This window comes from Bacillus cereus group sp. BfR-BA-01330, assembly GCF_022663885.1.
Lineage (GTDB): Bacteria > Bacillota > Bacilli > Bacillales > Bacillaceae_G > Bacillus_A > Bacillus_A cereus.
The window spans coordinates 1-19,806 of the sequence record NZ_JAKUGK010000014.1; the positions used below are offsets into that span (position 1 = coordinate 1).

The window sequence follows — 19,806 nt, forward strand, 5'->3', positions numbered from 1 at the left end:
TGTTCTTGTTGTGGATATCAAAATAAAGACGTTAAAAATCTAAACCTACGTGAATGGGACTGTCCTTCTTGTTGTACACACCATGATAGGGATATTAACGCAAGTATCAATCTAAAGAATGAAGCGATAAGGCTTCTAACCGCAAGGACTGCGGGGTTAGCCTAATCAATTAGAGTTCGTTAGAACTCTTTACTTAGGAATCCCTCACTTCTAAACGAAGTGAAAGTGGGGGTAGTTCAATGGAAAGATGTTTTAGAGGGACGAGTTTTCGCTTTACTGCTATCCGTGGTTTTTTAGATGTAGAAGGTTATTCAATTAAGAAATGGAAACCAATTCTACGTAACCACCACATAAACTCTGCAGATGTAGATTGTATTTTCAAGAAAGATGATCTTGTAATGATTGTGCATCACCATGGAGGTTTAGAGGTGGTTAAGCGTGCGGAAAAAGGTGAACAATTAAAAAAAGTAAACTTCTTAGAGGTAGATAGCTGGTTACAAGCACTAAATCCGACAAAAGAGGATCTATTCTCTTTAACAGGTGTGAGTGTTTCGTAATGAGTAATTTACATAACTATATGGAAGTGTACAGACAGAGGGAAAGACAGAAATCCGTAGTGCAAAATGACTATGAATTTCTGTCTTTTATTTTATTCGGGAGGATTTTAGTATGAATTTATTTGAACTTTTTGGTTTAGAGGTAGGAGAAGACATAATGGTACAAGATGTGAGAACAGATAAACAAGTTCGTAATCGATACAGTTATGATGTAGGTGAGAAATTAGTGGGAGCAAAGAAAGAGATACGAGCTTTAAAAGAATCATTTTTAGTATCATTTTCTTTAGAAATTTTAGCTGAAATTGAAAAAGAATCTCCAGTAGAGGCGCTAAATGTATTGGACCGAAACACATTGATTCCATTCTCTTTTGAACATGAAAAAGAAAATGATGTCCCGCCACGTGTTGCAAAGTTAAAGCAGTTGCTAGTGGGCAGAATTAATAAGAAGCCAATTGTAGATACACCGACTGCAAGGAAACTATATGTTCAAGCATGTAGAAGAATATGGCATGATATACAGTCGGTACATACCTCAGAACAATGGGTAGATCTTGTGGTCTCTTATGGAATGGAAATGAACAATGGTTGGTCTGCATTTAGAAAAAATAAGAATGTAACATTCACATTTAAAAGAATGGTAGAGGAATATTTTGATGAGTTTATTGAAGCACTTGGTATGGAGTTATTAATATTAGGAAAGAAATTCATATCACTTTGCACAAATTCAAAAAGTATTAATTCTACGTATCTTCGTGTATCACATGAACTAACATGGAATGGTTTACTTACGAAAAAGGTTACGACTCGTAAGAAATCCGCAGCTGCTTGGAGTAGGAAACTGCCAGATACTTTGCAAAGAAAAGGACCAGAAGTAGAAATTGCTACTAAACCTGAAGACGTAGTTGCTATGTTTGGGTTGAAGGGGATGCAATTCGGTCATTATTGCACAGAACAATATGCAAAAGAGCATATTGGGCATGTATCTGAAGCATTGCATGATTTAGCTCGTATATTGGGAATTCCACCTGAGTATATAGGGTTAGGAGGACGCTTAGGACTTGCGATTGGTGCAAGAGGAAGCGGCAATGCATTAGCACATTATGAACCTTCTACCAAAGTCATTAATTTAACTCGTGATAATGGAGTCGGGGCATTGTGTCATGAATGGGGACATGCATTGGATCATTTCTTATATGATTGTAGTCATGATTTTCAAAATGGTAGTCTTGCTTTCTTATCAAGCGGGAAGAGTATTGGGAATATCTTGCCTGCTATTATAAAGGAAAAGATGCAAGCTGTGTTAGATGCTTGTAAACAAGGAAAAGTAGCCAGAGTAATCAACGTGGAAAATGCCTACAGTAGAAAGTGGTATTTCTATGGTAGTGTTATCGATAGTTATGATGTGTTTAAAGGAAATCTTTCAAACATTTTAGAATCACATCATGCTAGTTTGTTTAGGAAGCTTGATACTTTATCAGGAGCTACAAAAACGCGTATGGAGCGTAAAATTGAAAAAGAATTCGAGAAAACCGCACAAATGTTAGCTGCATATCATTATAAAAAAACAGGCGAAAAACTTGTTGAAATATCCTATCTAGTGAAAGGGTCTGTATACTTTGATACAGCCATTAAGTTAGATAAGAAGAGAACCAAAAAGTATTGGTCTACAAATCATGAGATGTTTGCTAGAGCATTTGAAGCATATGTAGAATCCGCTTTGCTAGATCAAGAACATAGAAACGATTATTTAGTTTGTGATACATATTCTTTTGTATATCCGTTAGGAGAACAAAGGGAATATCTAAATAGAGGTATAAAGAGTTTAATGGAAGTAGCTGTTCCATATATAATAAATAGTATACAAGGAGTGGGAAATGATGAATTATAACATACAAAAAGGACAATTTCGTTTAACAACTGCACATCCGAGAGGAAGTTGGTGGGAATTTTATCGTGTTCCATGCCCAATCTGTAATGGTATTGGAAACTGTATGCTGCATGTTTCACAGGAGAAAGTAGCATGTACCCGTGTGGAAAGTAAGTGGGTATACGGTAAAAATTCAAGTAATCCAAGTTATATCCATTATCTAAATGGTAAGAAGCAATACCAATTACCAGATGTAGATGTGGTAAAAGGACATAGTAAGCGTAGTAACGAAGAATTAGATGTATTTAATCGTAATTTAATCGGATTTTTACCGTTAGAGGAGAAGCACCATATACATTTACTGCAAGATAGAAAAATGACTGAAGAAGAAGTACAGATACGTCAATATCGTTCTTTTTTAAAACAACAAATTGTGTTGGAAGATGATAATACATACACAACTATTTGGGAAAAGTTATTTAAACAAATTGGCAAAAAAGATTGTTGGAAGGGAATACCTGGCTTTTATGAAATGAAGAAAGGACAACTTTCTCTTCGTTTAATGGCAGGTTTTCCAGGAATTATGATTCCGTTCCGAAACCAATATAATCAAATTGTTGGTTGGCAAGTACGTGTAGATGAAGTAAAGAACTCTGTTCATGTGAAATCTGGACCTACAGGTATACAAGCCGAACTAGTACAACAGCCTAATGTTGTGAAAATAACAAAAAACGGTGATTGTATCTATGAAGGAAAATTAGAAATAGGGAAAAATAAAGAGTTATTAATCGGTGGGGAAAAAGTTGTTGTAAAGATACATAAAGGTCAAAAATACTTATGGATCTCTTCAGCAAACAAAAATGAAGGAACCGGTGCGGGAGGAAGTGAAAATCCACTACCTGTACATGTAGCGGTACCAAGCTCACATTTGAAACATTGGAAGTCTGGTACACTGCACAAAACAAAATCAGTAATGATTACAGAAGGGCCGATGAAGGCGGATTTGATTGCCGATTTACTTCCTAAAAGACTAAATAAAGAAGAAATAGCTAAAGTAGGGACGACAGTTCTTGCGATTCCAGGTGTAAATGCATGGAGAATCGTCATGCCAGTATTAAAAGATATGGGCGTAGAAAATGTATATTTAGCATTTGATGCTGACTTAGTAGAGAATGAAAAAGTAAGAGCTGCCTTAATTGCTTTTGCAACAGAGTTAAAGAAAGAGGGCTATAACGTGATTATTGCAGCATGGAACCCAGCTCAAGGGAAAGGTTTGGATGATGCGATGCAAGCTTCTTTCAAACCAGTTTTCCGCACAATATAATAAATCGTAACATTTTAGCGAGGGGATTTTATATAAAAGAAAGGTGTGTATTAAGTATATGGATATTATGCAACAATTAATGGACGTAGATAAAAAAGCGAGGGAACAAGAAAGAATGGAACTCATTCAACGATTTTATAATGAGGGAGTTTCTATCACGATAATTGCAAATGCGACAAATATGTGTGAAGAGGATATTTCTTATATAGTAAGTAACTAGTAGCTATATTTGGTGAGATGAATAGAGGAGAAAAAGGTAGAATTGTAATTCTATCTTTTTTTTATGCTCTTAAATACAATTTTAAAACAAGAAAGGTAGAGGGAGAACATGAGTGTATATGCAAAAAAGGGTCTAGTAAATTTACGAGTTGATTATGCTTTTAAGCGTTTATTTGGAGTAGAGGGAAATGAAGATATATTAATTGGGCTTCTTAACGCAGTACTACAATCATCTATTAATGAAGAAATTACATCTTTGCACTTAGATGATCCGCATCTTCCCAGAGAGCAGAAGGATGATAAACTATCTATTTTAGATTTGCGAGCTACGTTAAATAGTGGTATAAAAATTAATATAGAGATTCAAGTTCGAGACAAAAAAGATATGATAGAGCGCTCTTTGTTCTATTGGTCAGGCATGTATTATTCCCAAATGACTCAAGGGATGAAATACACGGAATTAAGACCAACCATTTGTATTAATATAGTAGATTTCATTTTGTTTCCAGAAGAGAAAGAGTTTCATAATGTTAATACAGTGATGAATATAAAATCTAAGCGCATCATTACCGAAAATATGCAGTTGCATTTTCTTGAAATTCCAAAAGTGATTCAAGAATGGCAAGGAGAACGAATGGATCCGTGGGAAGATTCTTTAGCGCGTTGGTTATTATTATTTCCTGCGCATGAGGATGAGAGATTAACAACAATCCTGGAGGCGATAGCAATGGAAAAAGATCCAGTTTTGAAAAAAGCGATAGAGGATTGGGAGCGTTTAAGTAGCGATAAGGAATTTTTACGCTTATATTGGGCTAGAGAAAAAGAAATAAAAGATAGAATATCTGAAATAGAAACGGCAGAAGAAAAAGCTGCAAAAGAAGCAAAAATACAGCTAATTCAAAACATGATTAAAGTAGGTGTACCTATAGAGAAGGTTGCAGAGGCTGCTGAATTAAGTGTTGAAGAGGTTAATAAGATTTTAAGAAATAAAAAGTAGATATAAATGATAAAAAACAGGTAATTGTGATTACAGACGATTACCTGTTTTTTTGATTTAATGAAATTAAGTGAATAGATGTGAAAGAAGGGGGAATAGATATGAAAGTGATAAGAGGGGATACTATATGAAGTGTGTAATTTTTACATACTTAATTATTCTGTTATTAAAAAAATATAAAGAATGTAGGGGGAGTTGATTTGTATTATGCAAAAGAAAAAAGAAGCATATTATGTACATGTGTATACGCTTAGAGACAAAAGTACAAAATCGATAAAAATAGAACCATGGCGCTCATTGAAAGAAGAAATGAATGTTTAAGTAGACTAAACTAAGAAGAGGATATTATGTTCAATATATGAGCATATATCCTCTTTTCTTATACACATTAGATTAGTTATACAGATATTGAAAATATAGTCCAATATGTATCCTTTAGATGGAGGACGCATCCAATAGAGGGAGGCGTAGTGAGGTCTTTGGACCAAGCATTAATATTTTTTAGGGGTGAAGTGTTATGAGGGTACAAGAGGTTCTTATAGAGAATAACAACAAAAGATATATATTACTGGATTAAGAAGGATTCCCTGTAATGCCAGTTATGAAATATATAAAGTATTTAGATAAAACGGGAAAAAGACCTAATACTCAAAAAACATATTGTTATTCCTTAAAACATTTTTATACCTACTTAGAAGAAACAAATAAAGATTACAAGTTTATTAGATTAGAAGATTTAGTTGACTTTGTAGGGTGGTTAAGGAGCCCCTATCAGAGTTCAAATGTCACTCCTCTTCAACAAAAGAAAGCAAAGCGAACTGAAAAAACAATTAACCATACAATTACCGTTATAGCAAACTTCTATGACTACCTCTACTGAAGCATAGTCGAAAAGTCCTAATTGTTCAGCAAACGGGGCAGGTTAGTTTAGATTCAATTAAAAAGACAATAACAAAAAGAAAGGGCAACAGACTGCCCCTTCCTTTTATAATTCAGGTAATGAAACCCTTGCAATAACACTTTCGTCTTCAGTTAAAATCAAAATTTGATAATTGGCATCCACATCTCCGTCACCAAATTTCTGAATAAAGGCTTTTCGCAATTTTTTTCCCTGCTTGCTTTCTTGCTCGGCATCTACAAACACATTAATATTCCCTGCATAATGTTCATCCGCCTCAACCCTATACTTCATATTGAAATCATCGACTAACACGGGGTCAATCATGGCTTTAAGGCCAGTATCTATGAAGGTTCTTGCTTTTTGGATTCTACTATTGTCTTCCTCAATCGCCTGGTTTGCTGCCTCCTCCAACTTAGCAGATTTTTTTTCTTTAGCGGCTTCCTCTTCTTCCGTTAACTTTGGATTCTGAATGCCATACAGCATGTCTTCCAGGTCGTCACACACAACCCCAGGACTCGAAGCATTTGCAACCATTTCATCTATGCTGGCGCTTGTGATCCCAGCTTCTTCTAACTGGTCCCATTCCTTGTCAAGAAACCCGCACTTACCATATTTGCTGTCATAGATGACATTGCTTACTTTCTTTGTTACAGCTCCTGTCTCTAATTGAAGATAAACCAAGGGCAATAGTACTGCTGCTACAACTCCGGCAATGATTAGCTTTTTGGATTTTCTCAAGTTGACCCGTCCTTTTATGTGAAATATTTGCAATAAAGAGCATAATTAGCATAAAACATTGGAAGCCGCATATCAATTATAAATTTTAGCAAAAACACACCAAGGCTCAATTCATTTCCGATTCGCTTGACTTGCATTTCGCCTGTAAAGTATAGAAACGCATAAATGTACTACGTGTTTAAATCTGGACATATGAATAGTCTATTGCTACATAGTCTTTTAGAAGGGGACTTTATTACTGCTAGAAACTTTTTAGACTATCAATGGATTCTCAATTACCCGTCATGATGAACGGAAGAATACATATGGCTATTCCCCTGAAGAAAAATGACAGAGGCGTTTTCTTTCTTCAACAACGGACAAAGTATTCCTTTAATGCTTTGTGAACAATTACACTTAAACAAACGGGCGCGATTGTTGAACAAGAATTACAAGTGTGATACATATTACACATGACTAATATGTATCACACTTTATTTTTATGACTTTTTGTGTTTTAGGTATTGATAAATTAGCTTTGGGCCTTAAAGACAGTGATATTTTTCAAATTCAAATGGTATGGTACGATCCAAACAAAGAGGATAAAAAGAAATGAAGTAAAATGGAACACGAAAAGTCCAATTTTATTTTTTAGGTGTAAATAAGTCTTGTTTTTTTAAAATCGTATTGCTATAATATAAACGTAATAAGATTTTACAATAAAATAAAAAAATTAATCAGTTCGCATATAAGAGAAGACCTCAATATGCGCCATGTCCTTAGGGGACGTGTGCGTGTATTGGGGTCTTTTTGCGTTTTGCGATCAAAAACACCCGGAGGTGCAGGAATTATGTTGAATTGGTTGTCTGCAAAACTTATGACAACATCGGTAGGAGATTTTCTACTAGCAAAAAATAGTTTTTCGAAGAGTATTCAAGGGCACACCAGTGGGGCAGATGCTAACACTGTACAAAAAAGCATGAATACCCTTGTAACAACACTAATAGGTTTTGGGGGAATTTGGGTAGCAGCTTGCGTTGTATTTGCGGCTATTAAACTATCTGGTGCACAAGGTAAAAACCCTGAAAACCGTACACAAGCCATGATTGGTTTAGCTTGTGCGGCAATTGGAGGCTTTGTCATGATCAAAGCATACGACATCGCTTCTTGGGTTACAAAAATTTAACATAAGAGTTTGTAAAAGCTCTCCTCTATTTGGGGAGAGCTTCTCTTATATAAGGGAGGAAACAAAATGAGAAAAGTAACCGTTCCTGTTGATATGACTTCGGAACAAAAAACACTATTAGGTGTGCTGAGCAAACGCCAATTGATTTATCTATTGGGTGGCGGAGCATCCCTTTATTTATATGTACCATTCTTATGGCGGCTATTTGCACCTTTTAATGCGGCGGTAGCATTTTTTATTTGCTTAATTTTAGCAATACCAACAGTTGTAGTTGTAATAACGTTTGCCTTTATTTATAAAGAAAAACAACACATGTATTTAGATAAATATTTACTTATCAAAATGCGTAGCCGTTCTGAAAAAGGTAAGTGGAGAAAAGGATACGAGCCAATTACATGGGTAAAGGAGAATTTATAGATGTTAGAAATGATATATTTTGCGGTGGTAGCCATTGTAGGGTTTTTCTTTTATCGGAAAATGAATGGAAAACCGATGTTTGGTTCTAAGAAAAAGGGGAAAAGCCAGGGCGGGTTAGAGAAACGTACTGCTGAAAAAAATGGAAAGAAAAATAAAAAGAATACGCCTGCTACAGAGGAAATTGATGAGGATAATGTGGATTTCTTTAGTGCTTTTGTAGAAGACATTAAGGAAGTTGAAAATCATATGATTCGTTATCATGATGATACGTTTGTCCTAATTGCTGAGGCACACCCAGTAAACTATTACCTGCTTTCTAATGCGGAACAAGAAGCGATTGATATCAAAATTGAATCATGGTTAACCACATTAGAGTTTAATACGAAGGTATATATCCAAAGTAAGTTTGTAGATTTAACAGATCCTGTACGAAAAATGACAGAAACAATGAAAGGTGCGAAGGACCTTACACCAGAGACAGTACTTTATGGGCAAGAAGTTATCGACAACTTAGAGTACTGGCAACGTTCACAGCCTCGATATGAACAAAAGCGATATTTAATTTATCCATACAAAGTGGATATTAGTACGATTACAGCTGATACAGAGGAAGAATTGGAAGAAAAGATTGTAGATAAAGCGTTTAACGAATTATATCGTCGCTATAATGCTTCCCGAAATCTACTATCGAAAGCAAAAATTAGTGTAGAAATGTTAACGAAAGATAAATTAATAGAACTCTTATACGTAGCGTTTAACCGTCGTAAAGCGGTGAAAGCACGTTTCCAAGATTTAATTGAAAATGAGAACTTCTCTCTGTATTCAACAGGTGACACAAATGAGAGAAAACTAGAGTTAATGAAGAAAGTTCTAGCGGAAGAAAAAGCTGAAAAATCAAATAATGGGGTGGCATAAGTATGAAATTGTTTGGAAAGAAGAAAAAAGAAAAAAAGAAGTTAGAAGCTGAAAAGAATGACGAATTGGAACTAGAGGAGGAAGGGTACGAACAAGAAGAAGTTCCGCCTCAATTAGACAATCAAACAACTGTGTTTGATGTCATTGCCCCAGAAGGAATGAAAATTGATTCAGAAGACTATGGGGTAATTAAGCAGTCTTTGGGAAGTAATACTTTCTTTCGTCCATTTTATATTCCACGTGATGGATACCCTCGTATGATGCAGACCAATTGGCTGAACATGTTAACTTCAGCTGGAGAGGTTGATGTCATGATTGATATTCATAAAGAGCCAAAAGCAAAAGCGATGCGATCGTTAGATATGCAGCTGACGATGTTACGTTCGAACCTTTCTTTCCAACGTACACGTGGAAATATCGACCAGGAAAAAGATTTAGATGCAAAAATTCAGGATACAAACAATTTAATGGATGAAATTCAATTTAATGAGAATGACTCCTATATGGTAAGTACCATGGCGGTTGCGTATGCTGACTCAAAGAAAGAATTAGATGTTTTATGTGAGTATATCGAAGATGAAATGCAAGCATCTCACTTTAAAATAGCGAGTACTTGGAATCGTGTGAAGAGTGGCTTGAAAGCGGTTATGCCACTAGGTGCACCAAATACTCTGCAAGATACATATCGAAATATTGATAGACGTGCTCTATGTACATTTGCTCCCTTTGTATCAGGTTCCGGAAGATTTAACGGTGGTATACCAATAGGAAAGAACAAAATTACTGGCCAAGTAGAATTTTTAAATTCATTTGGTAACGCAGATTATCGTCCACCAAACTATAACATTGGTGTGACAGGGATTTCAGGTTCCGGTAAAAGTTTACTCTTAAAAATGAAGCTAGCTCGTGAAACATCACTTGCAGATACACATGCGATGATCATAGATCCAGAGGGAGAGTTCGTAAAAATCACCAAACGATTAGGTGGTATTAACTTAAATATTTCACCTGAAAGTAATATCATTATTAACCCTTGTGCAATTGCAGTAACAGAACTTCAGATTACGGATAAAGATGAAGAGCTAGAAGCGCTTGAGCAATATGACAAGAAAGAACTCGTAGAGCGTGATGGCGTGAAGTATGTAAGATTTGTACCTATTTTAGAGAAAATCAATGAAATACTAGGATTCTTTGACATTATTATTCGCGGACAAGATTTTGATCAACCAGGATTAAATGTATTCCAGCGCACAATGTTAGAAGATGCGATTCGTGAAGTATTCAGTAAACATGGTATTACTTCTCACCCTTCATCTCTATATACGGATGAAGTGAAGAAGATAGACGGACAATTAATTCAGTCTCAAGTGAGAAAGCCAGAGCCAGAGTTAAAAGAAATTTATGATGTGATAGTGGAAAACCATGGAGACGATGTGAAAGCAGAAGAGTTAATTGCTGCGATTCGTCCGTTCTTACGTGATGGTTCAAAACCATTATTTGATGGACAAAGTAATTTTGGACGCGGTGTAGAAACACAGTTAAATGAATCACGAGTTGTTAACTTTAATATTAGTCATTTAGAAGAGGGTTTCTTAAAGCCAATCGCCTTCCACGTTATCCTGAACTATATTTGGGAGCATTGGATTAAGAGTCCAGAACATGCTATCAAACGAAAAGTGTTATATGTGGATGAGATGTGGCAGTTTATCGACTATGAACAAACTGTTAATTTCTTAGAAAAAGTAGCACGTCGTTCACGTAAAAGAAATGCCGGTATGTGTTGGGCAAGTCAGGATTTTGTTCGTATTTTAGAAAATGTGAAAGCACGTGGTATCTTGCAATCTACATTCTCTTATTTCTTCTTAGAGCAAAATAAGATTGATAAGAAAAAGATCCAAGAGAACTTTAACTTAACTGCTGGAGAACTTGACATTATTCTCAACAATCCAGGGAAAGGTGAAGGGATTTTTCGCATAGGAGATAGTTCGGTTTGGATTCAAACAGATCCATCAGATAAAGAAATGATGTTCATTGAATCAAATGAAGCGGTATTACAAGAGCTTTTAAATAATATGAAGAAAGTACAAGGGTACGCAGGATAATAGCGTACCCTTGAAAAGGAAGGTGAAATTATGCTTGATAAGATAATAGGATGGGTTGGTGGCTTAATTGTTTCTATGGTCAAGACCTTTCTTTCTCCAATCTATAAATTAATTGATACTATCCCCGATTTAATTTTTGGTGGGGATAGTGCAAAATTAAATTTTTTATTTAAAGATGACACAGCTGGGAATGTTTTAAATACGGGATTACCAGTCATGTTTAAATTTGCAGCCTTTTTAGTCTTAGTCAGTGCTGTAATTGCTGGCGCAAAGTATTCAGCTGCTGCCATTAATCCAACAAATCGAACATATATCATTGAATATGCGAAGGATTTAATGATCGTTTCTATTTGTATATGGCATTTAGATTTCTTCTATAACATTATATTTGATATGAATACTTGGGTAGCATCGGAGTTTAAAAGAGCAATAGGAGAACAATCGCTAGATGTTTTTAAACCAGGTCAGACAATTGCCCAATTGTCTATGGATAAAAATAAGGATGATTATTTATTTCAAATTTTTGCGATGTTGATTGAAGTTGGATTGTCACTTTGGGCAAACTTCTTCTATTTAATGCGAGCGGTATCCCTTTATATTTTGATGTTAATGGGGCCGATTATGGTTGGTATGTGGTTATTTCCTCAAAAGAAACAACAAACTCTATATTGGATGCGTGAATTTGTTGGTACAGTACTTATCCAAGGTATCCATGCGATTACTATATGGTTGATTTTTGTACTAGTAGGCAAATCAGATAATACGATTATTAAATTAATCTTATTTGCTATGTTTATTCCTATAGGCGAAATTGTAAAAGGATTCATTGGTTTAAGTACAAATACGGTGGGAGCAGTAAATAGAGCAGGTACGATACTTGGAATGGGTGCCTTAGCAAGTATGGCGGGCATCATTAAAGGAATACGTGATGACCATCGTAGTAATAAAGAGAAGACAAAAGCTAGAAAAGAAGGCGAGGAAGATAAAAAAGAAGATGCTGATAATCCTAAAAATGCGTTGGGAGCCAATTTAGGAACAGATATAGGTACAACATCTCGTGCAGCTCGTATGTTAAAAGCAGGTCAAATTGGAAGCATGGTTGGAAAAGCAACGGGTGGACTCGCAGGATTAGCAGTGGGCGCAGGACTTGGACCAGAAGGAATGGCAGTAGGAACATTTGCTGGAAGTAAAGCAGGTGGAGTTCCTGGTGCTGTAACAGGAAGAACATTGGCAGCTGGACTTGAAGGAGTTACTAGTGCTGGGAAGCATATTGGTTCTAGTGTGAAGAAAGGTCTAGATACGTATAAAGGGTTAAATGGAGAACAATACCCAGAGTTAACAGATGAAGATATTGCACAAGACTTAGCTACGAAAGATTTTGAAAATTGGAAAGCGGATAATCCTGATTCTGCAGTTGCGAGTCGTTTAAAACAAGCATTCCCTGGTGCATCCGATGCAGAAATTGCAAAAAAAGTAGCAAAAACAAATAGTGATCAAATGTCTCATTTCAAAAATCAGCGAAAACAAGATTTACAAAATATGAAGAAAAATGCTACACCATATGGAAACGCTAGAGATTTAGTTAACGCTGCAACTAACGCATTCCAAAAAGGATATGAGGCAGACCATAAAGATGCGTTTATGAGTCAATTACCAGAAAACATGTCAGCGGAAGAGAAAGAGAAAAAATGGAATGACCATTTAAACTCAAAAGTTCAAGGATTTAGAAATCATGCAGAACAAGCGGCAACAAAGGCTGGAGCAATGTCAGTTGATGCGAAAGATAAGCAAGGCAACAACCTGTTTGATAAGTCCTATGTAAATAAAGATGCCTTTGCTTCTCAACTTGCACTTGGAAAAGTTGGGAAAGCAGTTGAAGGAGTAAAAGGAGAAACACTAGAGAGTGGCCATCAAAATATGGGACAAGTAGACTCACTTGTGGGTGCGTCCACTGCTGCATTTAAAAAGGCATATACAGCAAATCATAAGGCTGGATTCATGAAGCAATTACCTGCAGATGTACCACAACAAGAAAAAGAGGCTGCATGGAACAAACACTTGAGTCAAAAAGTGCAAGGATTTAAAAATTATGCACAGAAAGCTGCAGAACAAGCAGGGATTGTGCAACAAAAAGATGGGACTAGCTATGCTAATAAGGAAGCTTTTGCTTCTCAGTTATCGCAACAATTACAAAGTAATCCAAATATAAATGCAATGGGCGTATCAAGTGTATCGGGCATTCAAAAAGCGGTAAATGGTGTGAAAACACATAGTTTAGCAAATGGATATGGAAACCAGAAACAAAAAGGTGTAAGTAATGTCGGGAATTTAGTACAAGCATCTACAGAATCCTTTAAACAAGGATATGCAGCAGAGAACAAAGCAAACTTTATGAAGAACTTGTCTCCAACTATGTCTCAAACGCAAAAAGTAGAAGCTTGGCAATCTCATTTAAATGATAAAGGTAATGAATTTAAAGCAGTCGCTCAGCAAGCAGCGGTACAAGCGGGTGCGATGCCCATACAGGCAAAAGATACGAGTGGTAAGAGTCTACATAATCAATCGTATATTAATAAAGATGCCTTTGCTTCGCAATTGACGAAAGGTTTACAAAGTCATGCTAGTCTTGGAACAGTGAGTCAACAAGTAGGTTCTGGAATTACTAGTGCGATTCAAGGTGTTCGTTCACACGGTGTTGCGACAGGTGGTGGAATCAACAAAGCTGTGTTTGCAGCTACGCAAACGCAAGCGAGCATGGCGCGTGTAGGAAATCTGTCTGTTTCTGAAATTGAACGCTCGTATGCAGATGCATCAGCTAGTATAGCTAATATTTCGCAAAGTGCTGGGAAAATGACGATTCCAACTTCAGCAGTGGGACGCATGACACAGCAAAGTAAGATGGTTGGTGTAAGTATGATGGAAGGTGCCAAACATCTCGTGCATACAAAAGGTATGGAAAATGTATCACAAGCATACTTTAATGCGTCTAGTGCTGTTCAGCAGGCTGGTGGAAATGTAGTACAAAGAGTGATGAGTGGAACTGCAGCTGCCGTTCATACTTCGTTAGGAGGTAATGCGGCAGAACGCCATTACAATACGACAAAAGGATTAAGCTATGCAGCAGGTGTAATTGGTGGTGCAGGTGCTTACCAAGCTACTGCACGTATGGTAAGTAAACATAATCCTTACAATAAAGCAGTTCAAACAGAAGCAAAAGAAATTCAAGAGATTCAGGGAATGGTACCAACAACAACAGATGCTACTGGAAGACAATCAGTTGCTCAAGGTGCAGTACGTCTTGTTACGACAAATAATAAATCATGGATTGAAGCGAAAGATTCCAGTGGAATGACACAAGTTGTATCTCGTTATGGTAGTGGAGATAGTAGCATTCGTTCAGGACAAGTGGTATATCAAGATTTAAATATTTCAGACGGTCAATTAACACAGTATCGTAATGGTATGAAAGCAACGCCAGCGTATATTCAAGATTCTAGTGGCGGGAAAATTAGTATCAATCGTTCTATTAATATTAATCCAAATCAATTAGTAGGAAATCAAAATCAAAGACCTTTACAACAGAAACCAGTATTTAGTGAACCGCCACTTACAGTAAGTCATAAGGTAGACAATGGTCACTTCTATATGTCTGATTTAGACCAAGGGGGATACCAAAATGTGCAAATGGTGGTAGAAAGAGATCGTAGTTACATGGTTGCTACCACAACAGATGGTACAGTGTCACGTATTTCTCCGTTCGGCAAAGGAGATACGCGATTACAAGCAAACCAAAGGATTGAAAGAGTTTGTGAAGTGCAAGATAGCAGTATTAAACCGAGAGAAGAAATCCTAGTAACTCATACACAGGACGAAGTTGTACGTACAGAGACACATTTGAATTTATCAGAACATGACCCACAAAACCTGATTCCATTTGCGCCAAACCCACGCTTAGCGCAGCGAAGAAGCAGAAATAATGAAAATGGAAAGTATGGAGTGACAAGTCTATGAGTCAAAATCCTAACGATCCAAATAACCAGAAGAAAAGCAACCCTTTAAAAGATGCGACATCTCACTTTATTAAGAAAAAGGGGATGCAGGCAAGTGGGAAAATGGCAAAAATGGCAGGAAAAGCAGGAAGAGCGGCAGCGAAAGCTGCTGCCAAACTGCTAAGAGCTGGTATAGTGAAAATTGTCGGAGCTATCGTGGGAGCAGTAGGATTGCCTGTTGCTCTCATTATGGCTCTTATTATTACTGTATGTGTTATTCTGGCATCTTTTGTACCATTTACCGATGATGAAAGTAAAACAGAAGAACAAGTGAAAAAGTATATGGAAATTTCAATGGCGCTAAACGTAGACTGGAAAGAGGTCGTCGCTTTTGACATGGCGCGGTATGATAATGATTTGACTGGAAAAGATCCGCACGATGCTATATCATATTTCTTAGATATTCAATATGAAGAATATACGGAAAAAGAGGTATGCGAGGCAGGGCCGAATGGTCCTTGTGAAAAAAAGAAAAAGGAGATGCAAAAAACCAAATCTGAAAGTTATTCCGGACCAGATGTAAAAAAGATATTGGGAGATACAGATTTTAAGAAAAAAATAGATGAAATTAATGCAAGCGGAAGTAAAAAGGTAACAGTATCTTCTCACGGTTTAGAGAAAGCGATGGAACTTGCAAAATTTAGTGAGAGTCAAAAAAATCGTGCTCATGAGATATTAGCAGCAGGAATGTTAGAAGGGCTATATGGACATCTTGCTCCTACTACTGGTGGATTTATTGGTGGTATGTGTGTAGGTAATGTGAGTCCTGGCGGAGAGCCTGTTAACCTTAATGCAAAAGTTACAGGATATCTTCCTAAGATTAAAGAAATGGCAGAAAAACATGGTGTTGCTCAATATGTTGGTATTTTGGCTGCCCAAATGATGCAGGAATCACAAGGAGAGGGAAGTGACCCGATGCAAGCAGCGGAAGGGAGTCATGGGAACTTAAGTTCATATTGTGTAGGCCTAAAAGGAAGTGCTCGTATAGGATGTATTAAAGACCCTAATATTTCTATTGAAGCAGGCGTACAAGAATTTAAAGATGTTTTAGGAAAGGCAAATGGAGATATAGCACTTGCCTTACAGAGTTATAATTATGGTCCTGGATTCATTAGCTATGCATTAGCAAGGGGTGGTTATTCAGAAGAAACAGCTATTGCGTTTTCTAGGGAGCATGCGGATGAAAATAGAGCTGGGTGCAAAGATCCAAATAATTTTAGAACCAAAGTTGGAGCGTGCTACGGGGATTACACGTATGTTTCCAAAGTTTTGAATTATTACAAAGATTTAGGATGTGTGGCAGATGCATCTGGCGAATGGATTTCTGATAAAGGTTGGAAATGGCCAACGAAAAGTGGTCGTATTACAGATACATTTGATGCAGTTCGTGGTGGAAAACAACATAATGCTGTAGATATTGGGGCCATGACCGCCGGAAAAGCCGGGGACCCCGTATGGTCGATGGAAATGGGTATTGTAACAAACCAAACAGGAAATGTAAACGGTGGTGGTCTAGGTGTCTATGTAGACCATGGAAACGGTATTGTATCTCGCTACTTACATTTGAGTAAAATATCAGTTGCACCTGGAACTATGGTGACAAAAGGACAAATAATTGGAGAAATGGGCGGTTCTAACTACGATAAAAATACTGGGTTCCTTAATATGAGTGGATACGCTGTTCATTTAGACTTCCAAATTCGTATTAATGACCAACCAACGGATCCAATGAAATTCTTTAAGAAAAATGATGATCCAGGTCTATCATCTGGTGGTTCTCCTACAATGGCAAATGCTAAACGACAAAAGGTATTGGAAGAAGCAAAAAAATGGGTTGGGCAAGGGAAAGTGAGCTATGTATCCGGTGCTAGAAATCCAGCTGCAGGTACTGCAGATTGTTCTGGATTTACACAATATGTTTTTAAAACCAGTATAGGTGTCCAGCTAGGAGATTGGACAGGTGCTCAAATTGGACAAGGAAAACAGGTGCCAGATATCGGTCGTGCACAGTCAGGAGATTTAATTTTCTATGAAAATCCTAACCATGTATCTATTTATTTAGGCAATCAGAAAATGATTCATATTGGTGATAATAAGGGTGTACAAATTACAGGTCTAAACTATACGGCAAGAGGACAACATATGACGCAAATCCGTAATGTAATAGACTGATAAGGGATGAGAGTAAATGAAGAAAATAATCAACATTATATCCAATATGCCTCGTAAGTACTTGGTCATATTAGGGATTATCGTACTAGTGGCAGGTGTTGCCACCTATAATACCATTCATGATTATATGCTGAAATCAAAAGCGCAAGAGGAAGAACAAGTAAATCAAGATGAAATTGAGATACTTGGAGATAAACCAAAGGCATTTGATACAAAAGAAGAAGAATATATTGCGAAAACAAAAACAGTAGAGGATTTACTACTGAAAATTTCTAATAGTAGTTATGATGTACCGTATTTATTTACAAAGGCTGGATTTGGTATTGAGCCAATGAAAATGACAAACAATGAGCGTATGCTTGCTACAGAAGCTGTTCAAAGATATTTCCTAAAAGGAGATAAGTTTTACAATGCACGTATTACCAAAATTGACCGTGGGAAAAAAGTAGATACATTTCATATAGAGGTTTTAATACAACAGGTAAACTTCTTGGAACCACGACAATTTAAAATTCAGGTAAATCAGTATGCGCAAATTGTAACACCAATTGAACAAATACCACATGGACAAGAAGAAGTACCTGTGGATTAACTGAAAGATAAGGGTTGTGAATAAAAATCACAACCCTTATTAAAAAATATAAAGAGTACCTAAAAATATTTATTTAATATTCGTAATTTTCTGATATAATAAAGTTATGGTTAAATGAAATTTGTATATATTAGTGAAATGAATTAGACATGGAGGTAAAAAAATGCGATTACTATTCGGAACAGCAGCAAACTATTTTGCAGGATATTCTTCCGGAAGAGGCTCGGGACTTTTAGGGACAATATTTGGTTGGGCTTTATTAGTAGGTAGTGGATATCTGTTGATCACAAATTGGGATAGTATTACAGTTTGGATGCACAGTTTAGATATTGTAACAGGATTAGATGGTTATGAAGACATGAGCAATGGATTTATATTCATCTGCTTGCTTGTAAGTGGTTTTATTTTCATGCTATTGTTACCAGTCTTCGCAATTGTATTAATAGTGGGAGTGGTATTCCTGAATATTGTCATCTGTACAATTGTATTATTAGTATCACCAAGTACATATAAAAAAAATAAAGATGTGGAGAGTGAATGGAAATGAGTACAATTCTAGTTTTAGGTGGTTCAAATGGTAGAACATTAGAGAAGTTAGCGAAAAAAAGAGATTGTCAGGTAATTTTTCACGATGGAAAAAATCATGGTGGTGTAAAGAAAACCTTTCGTAGTGTTATAAAAAAATGTGATGTTATTGTAGTGCAGAAAGGTGCATGTGGTCATGTGTCTATTGATGTAGCAAAAGAATACGCAAAGAAGTATGATGTCCCACTTTTATTTAATCAGGGTTTTGGAGGAACAGGTGCGTTAGAGATTGGGTTAAAGCATTTGCAAGCAGCCTGAATACGTTTGATAGTACATAAACATTTGTTTTATTATCATATAATCAATATATATAATAAATAAGACGCTAAAAGTGAAAGGTGAATATAATAAAATGAATAATAGTAATTTACATAAATCAGGTTATATCATACTCATATATTTTATAATGACTCAATTTGTTGGAATAATAGGAGTACAATTGCTAGCGAAGACAGGCTGGTATGATATTCAGGGGAATCAACAGCAAGCAATTCAGCAACTACTTGTTCATTGGGAACTAATAGGGTTTTCACTCATATTAATATTCATTTTTCTTATATATAAGAAAGAAGCGATGAAAGATTCGAAGTTATCGATTAAATTTTCAAAAGTAGCATTCGGTTGGATTTTAGTAGGAATAATTGCAGTATTCTTAGCACAGACAATTGGTAGTATGTTGGATAAAAGTATATTTCACTTAACGACACAATCAGTAAATACATCAAGTAATATTGAATCTGTAGCCATTTCTCCTCTTGCTCTTGTATCAATTGTAATTCTTGCTCCGCTAGTTGAGGAACTTGTATTTCGTTACGCGGTCATAAATATATTAAGCCGTAAATTTAATAAAATTGGTTGTATATTAATTAGTTCATTGTTTTTTTCAATCATGCATTTTGATTTTCCTTTTGTATTTGGATATTTTCTAATTGGACTTGTACTTGCAGCAATATATGTACGTACTAATAGGTTACTAGTATCATTTGTCGTTCATGCTAGTATGAACTTAATAGTTGTTATACTTCAGATTTTTTGATAGAAAATTTGTAGGTAAGGAGAGAGCAATTTGGCGAAAAAGAAGGCAAGTTTTTTAGATCGTGACGGATTAATTAATAAAAACACCGATGCTCATATGTATGAATTTGTTGCTTGTATACATCAGCCAAAAGATGGGTGTTCTTGTAGAATACCCTAACTACGTTTAGG

At 36.2% G+C, this 19,806-nt stretch carries 17 protein-coding genes and 2 pseudogenes; 18 read left to right on the top strand and 1 reads right to left on the bottom strand.

Annotated elements, in window-relative coordinates; all coding sequences use genetic code 11:
• The 7 genes and pseudogenes from MR112_RS27110 to MR112_RS27140 all read left to right on the top strand — a co-directional run.
• On the top strand, positions 1-165 hold a 165-nt coding region (locus MR112_RS27110; RefSeq protein WP_242245857.1), incomplete at its 5' end, for a transposase.
• A 74-nt stretch (positions 166-239) separates the two neighbouring features.
• Positions 240-557, top strand: a pseudogene (locus MR112_RS27115) (hypothetical protein); the annotation flags it as partial.
• Between the two features lie 112 nt (positions 558-669).
• Positions 670-2,445: an LPD1 domain-containing protein gene (locus MR112_RS27120; RefSeq protein ID WP_242245756.1), complete on the top strand. Its 1,776-nt coding sequence runs from the start codon at positions 670-672 to the stop codon at positions 2,443-2,445.
• Positions 2,435-3,748 carry a DUF3854 domain-containing protein gene (locus tag MR112_RS27125; RefSeq protein WP_242245757.1) on the top strand — a complete coding sequence of 438 codons (1,314 nt, stop codon included), beginning with the start codon at positions 2,435-2,437 and terminating at the stop codon, positions 3,746-3,748. The genes MR112_RS27120 and MR112_RS27125 overlap by 11 nt, the downstream gene beginning before the upstream one ends.
• Before the next feature lie 58 nt (positions 3,749-3,806).
• Positions 3,807-3,968 carry a hypothetical protein gene (locus MR112_RS27130; RefSeq protein WP_000353862.1) on the top strand — a complete coding sequence of 54 codons (162 nt, stop codon included), beginning with the start codon at positions 3,807-3,809 and terminating at the stop codon, positions 3,966-3,968.
• Between the two features lie 108 nt (positions 3,969-4,076).
• Positions 4,077-4,964, top strand: coding sequence for an Rpn family recombination-promoting nuclease/putative transposase (locus MR112_RS27135; protein WP_242245758.1), 888 nt, complete (start codon positions 4,077-4,079; stop codon positions 4,962-4,964).
• Between the two features lie 592 nt (positions 4,965-5,556).
• A pseudogene (locus tag MR112_RS27140) lies at positions 5,557-5,841 on the top strand (site-specific integrase); the annotation flags it as partial.
• A 108-nt stretch (positions 5,842-5,949) separates the two neighbouring features.
• Here MR112_RS27140 and MR112_RS27145 read toward each other — a convergent pair.
• On the bottom strand, positions 5,950-6,603 hold the full coding sequence (locus MR112_RS27145) for a hypothetical protein (protein ID WP_242245760.1): 654 nt from the start codon (positions 6,601-6,603) through the stop codon (positions 5,950-5,952).
• A gap of 745 nt (positions 6,604-7,348) precedes the next feature.
• On the opposite strand from MR112_RS27145, the gene MR112_RS27150 reads away from it, so the two are divergent.
• The 11 genes from MR112_RS27150 to MR112_RS28840 all read left to right on the top strand — a co-directional run bounded on the left by MR112_RS27150 (position 7,349) and on the right by MR112_RS28840 (position 19,795).
• Positions 7,349-7,768 carry a hypothetical protein gene (locus tag MR112_RS27150; protein WP_044797361.1) on the top strand — a complete coding sequence of 140 codons (420 nt, stop codon included), beginning with the start codon at positions 7,349-7,351 and terminating at the stop codon, positions 7,766-7,768.
• 66 nt (positions 7,769-7,834) lie between these two features.
• Positions 7,835-8,185 carry a PrgI family protein gene (locus MR112_RS27155; protein ID WP_001233525.1) on the top strand — a complete coding sequence of 117 codons (351 nt, stop codon included), beginning with the start codon at positions 7,835-7,837 and terminating at the stop codon, positions 8,183-8,185.
• Complete coding sequence (locus MR112_RS27160) at positions 8,186-9,100, top strand: hypothetical protein (RefSeq protein ID WP_242245762.1); 915 nt, start codon at positions 8,186-8,188, stop codon at positions 9,098-9,100.
• Between the two features lie 2 nt (positions 9,101-9,102).
• Positions 9,103-11,202, top strand: a complete 2,100-nt coding sequence (locus tag MR112_RS27165; protein ID WP_242245771.1) for a VirB4 family type IV secretion system protein — start codon at positions 9,103-9,105, stop codon at positions 11,200-11,202.
• A gap of 30 nt (positions 11,203-11,232) precedes the next feature.
• The gene (locus MR112_RS27170) at positions 11,233-15,213 is read left to right on the top strand and encodes a type IV secretion system protein (protein WP_242245783.1); all 3,981 of its coding nucleotides are present in this window, start codon (positions 11,233-11,235) and stop codon (positions 15,211-15,213) included.
• Complete coding sequence (locus MR112_RS27175; RefSeq protein ID WP_242245785.1) at positions 15,210-17,423, top strand: lysozyme family protein; 2,214 nt, start codon at positions 15,210-15,212, stop codon at positions 17,421-17,423. The genes MR112_RS27170 and MR112_RS27175 overlap by 4 nt, the downstream gene beginning before the upstream one ends.
• Before the next feature lie 16 nt (positions 17,424-17,439).
• Positions 17,440-18,015: a hypothetical protein gene (locus tag MR112_RS27180; protein ID WP_242245787.1), complete on the top strand. Its 576-nt coding sequence runs from the start codon at positions 17,440-17,442 to the stop codon at positions 18,013-18,015.
• A 163-nt stretch (positions 18,016-18,178) separates the two neighbouring features.
• Positions 18,179-18,562 (top strand): hypothetical protein, encoded by a 384-nt coding sequence (locus MR112_RS27185; protein WP_001237722.1) that lies wholly within the window; start codon positions 18,179-18,181, stop codon positions 18,560-18,562.
• On the top strand, positions 18,553-18,858 hold the full coding sequence (locus MR112_RS27190; protein ID WP_000426064.1) for a DUF2325 domain-containing protein: 306 nt from the start codon (positions 18,553-18,555) through the stop codon (positions 18,856-18,858). Before MR112_RS27185 ends, MR112_RS27190 begins: the two co-directional genes overlap by 10 nt.
• Before the next feature lie 94 nt (positions 18,859-18,952).
• On the top strand, positions 18,953-19,636 hold the full coding sequence (locus MR112_RS27195) for a CPBP family intramembrane glutamic endopeptidase (RefSeq protein WP_242245789.1): 684 nt from the start codon (positions 18,953-18,955) through the stop codon (positions 19,634-19,636).
• A 30-nt stretch (positions 19,637-19,666) separates the two neighbouring features.
• Positions 19,667-19,795, top strand: a complete 129-nt coding sequence (locus MR112_RS28840) for a hypothetical protein (RefSeq protein ID WP_255772785.1) — start codon at positions 19,667-19,669, stop codon at positions 19,793-19,795.
• Positions 19,796-19,806 lie beyond the last annotated feature (11 nt).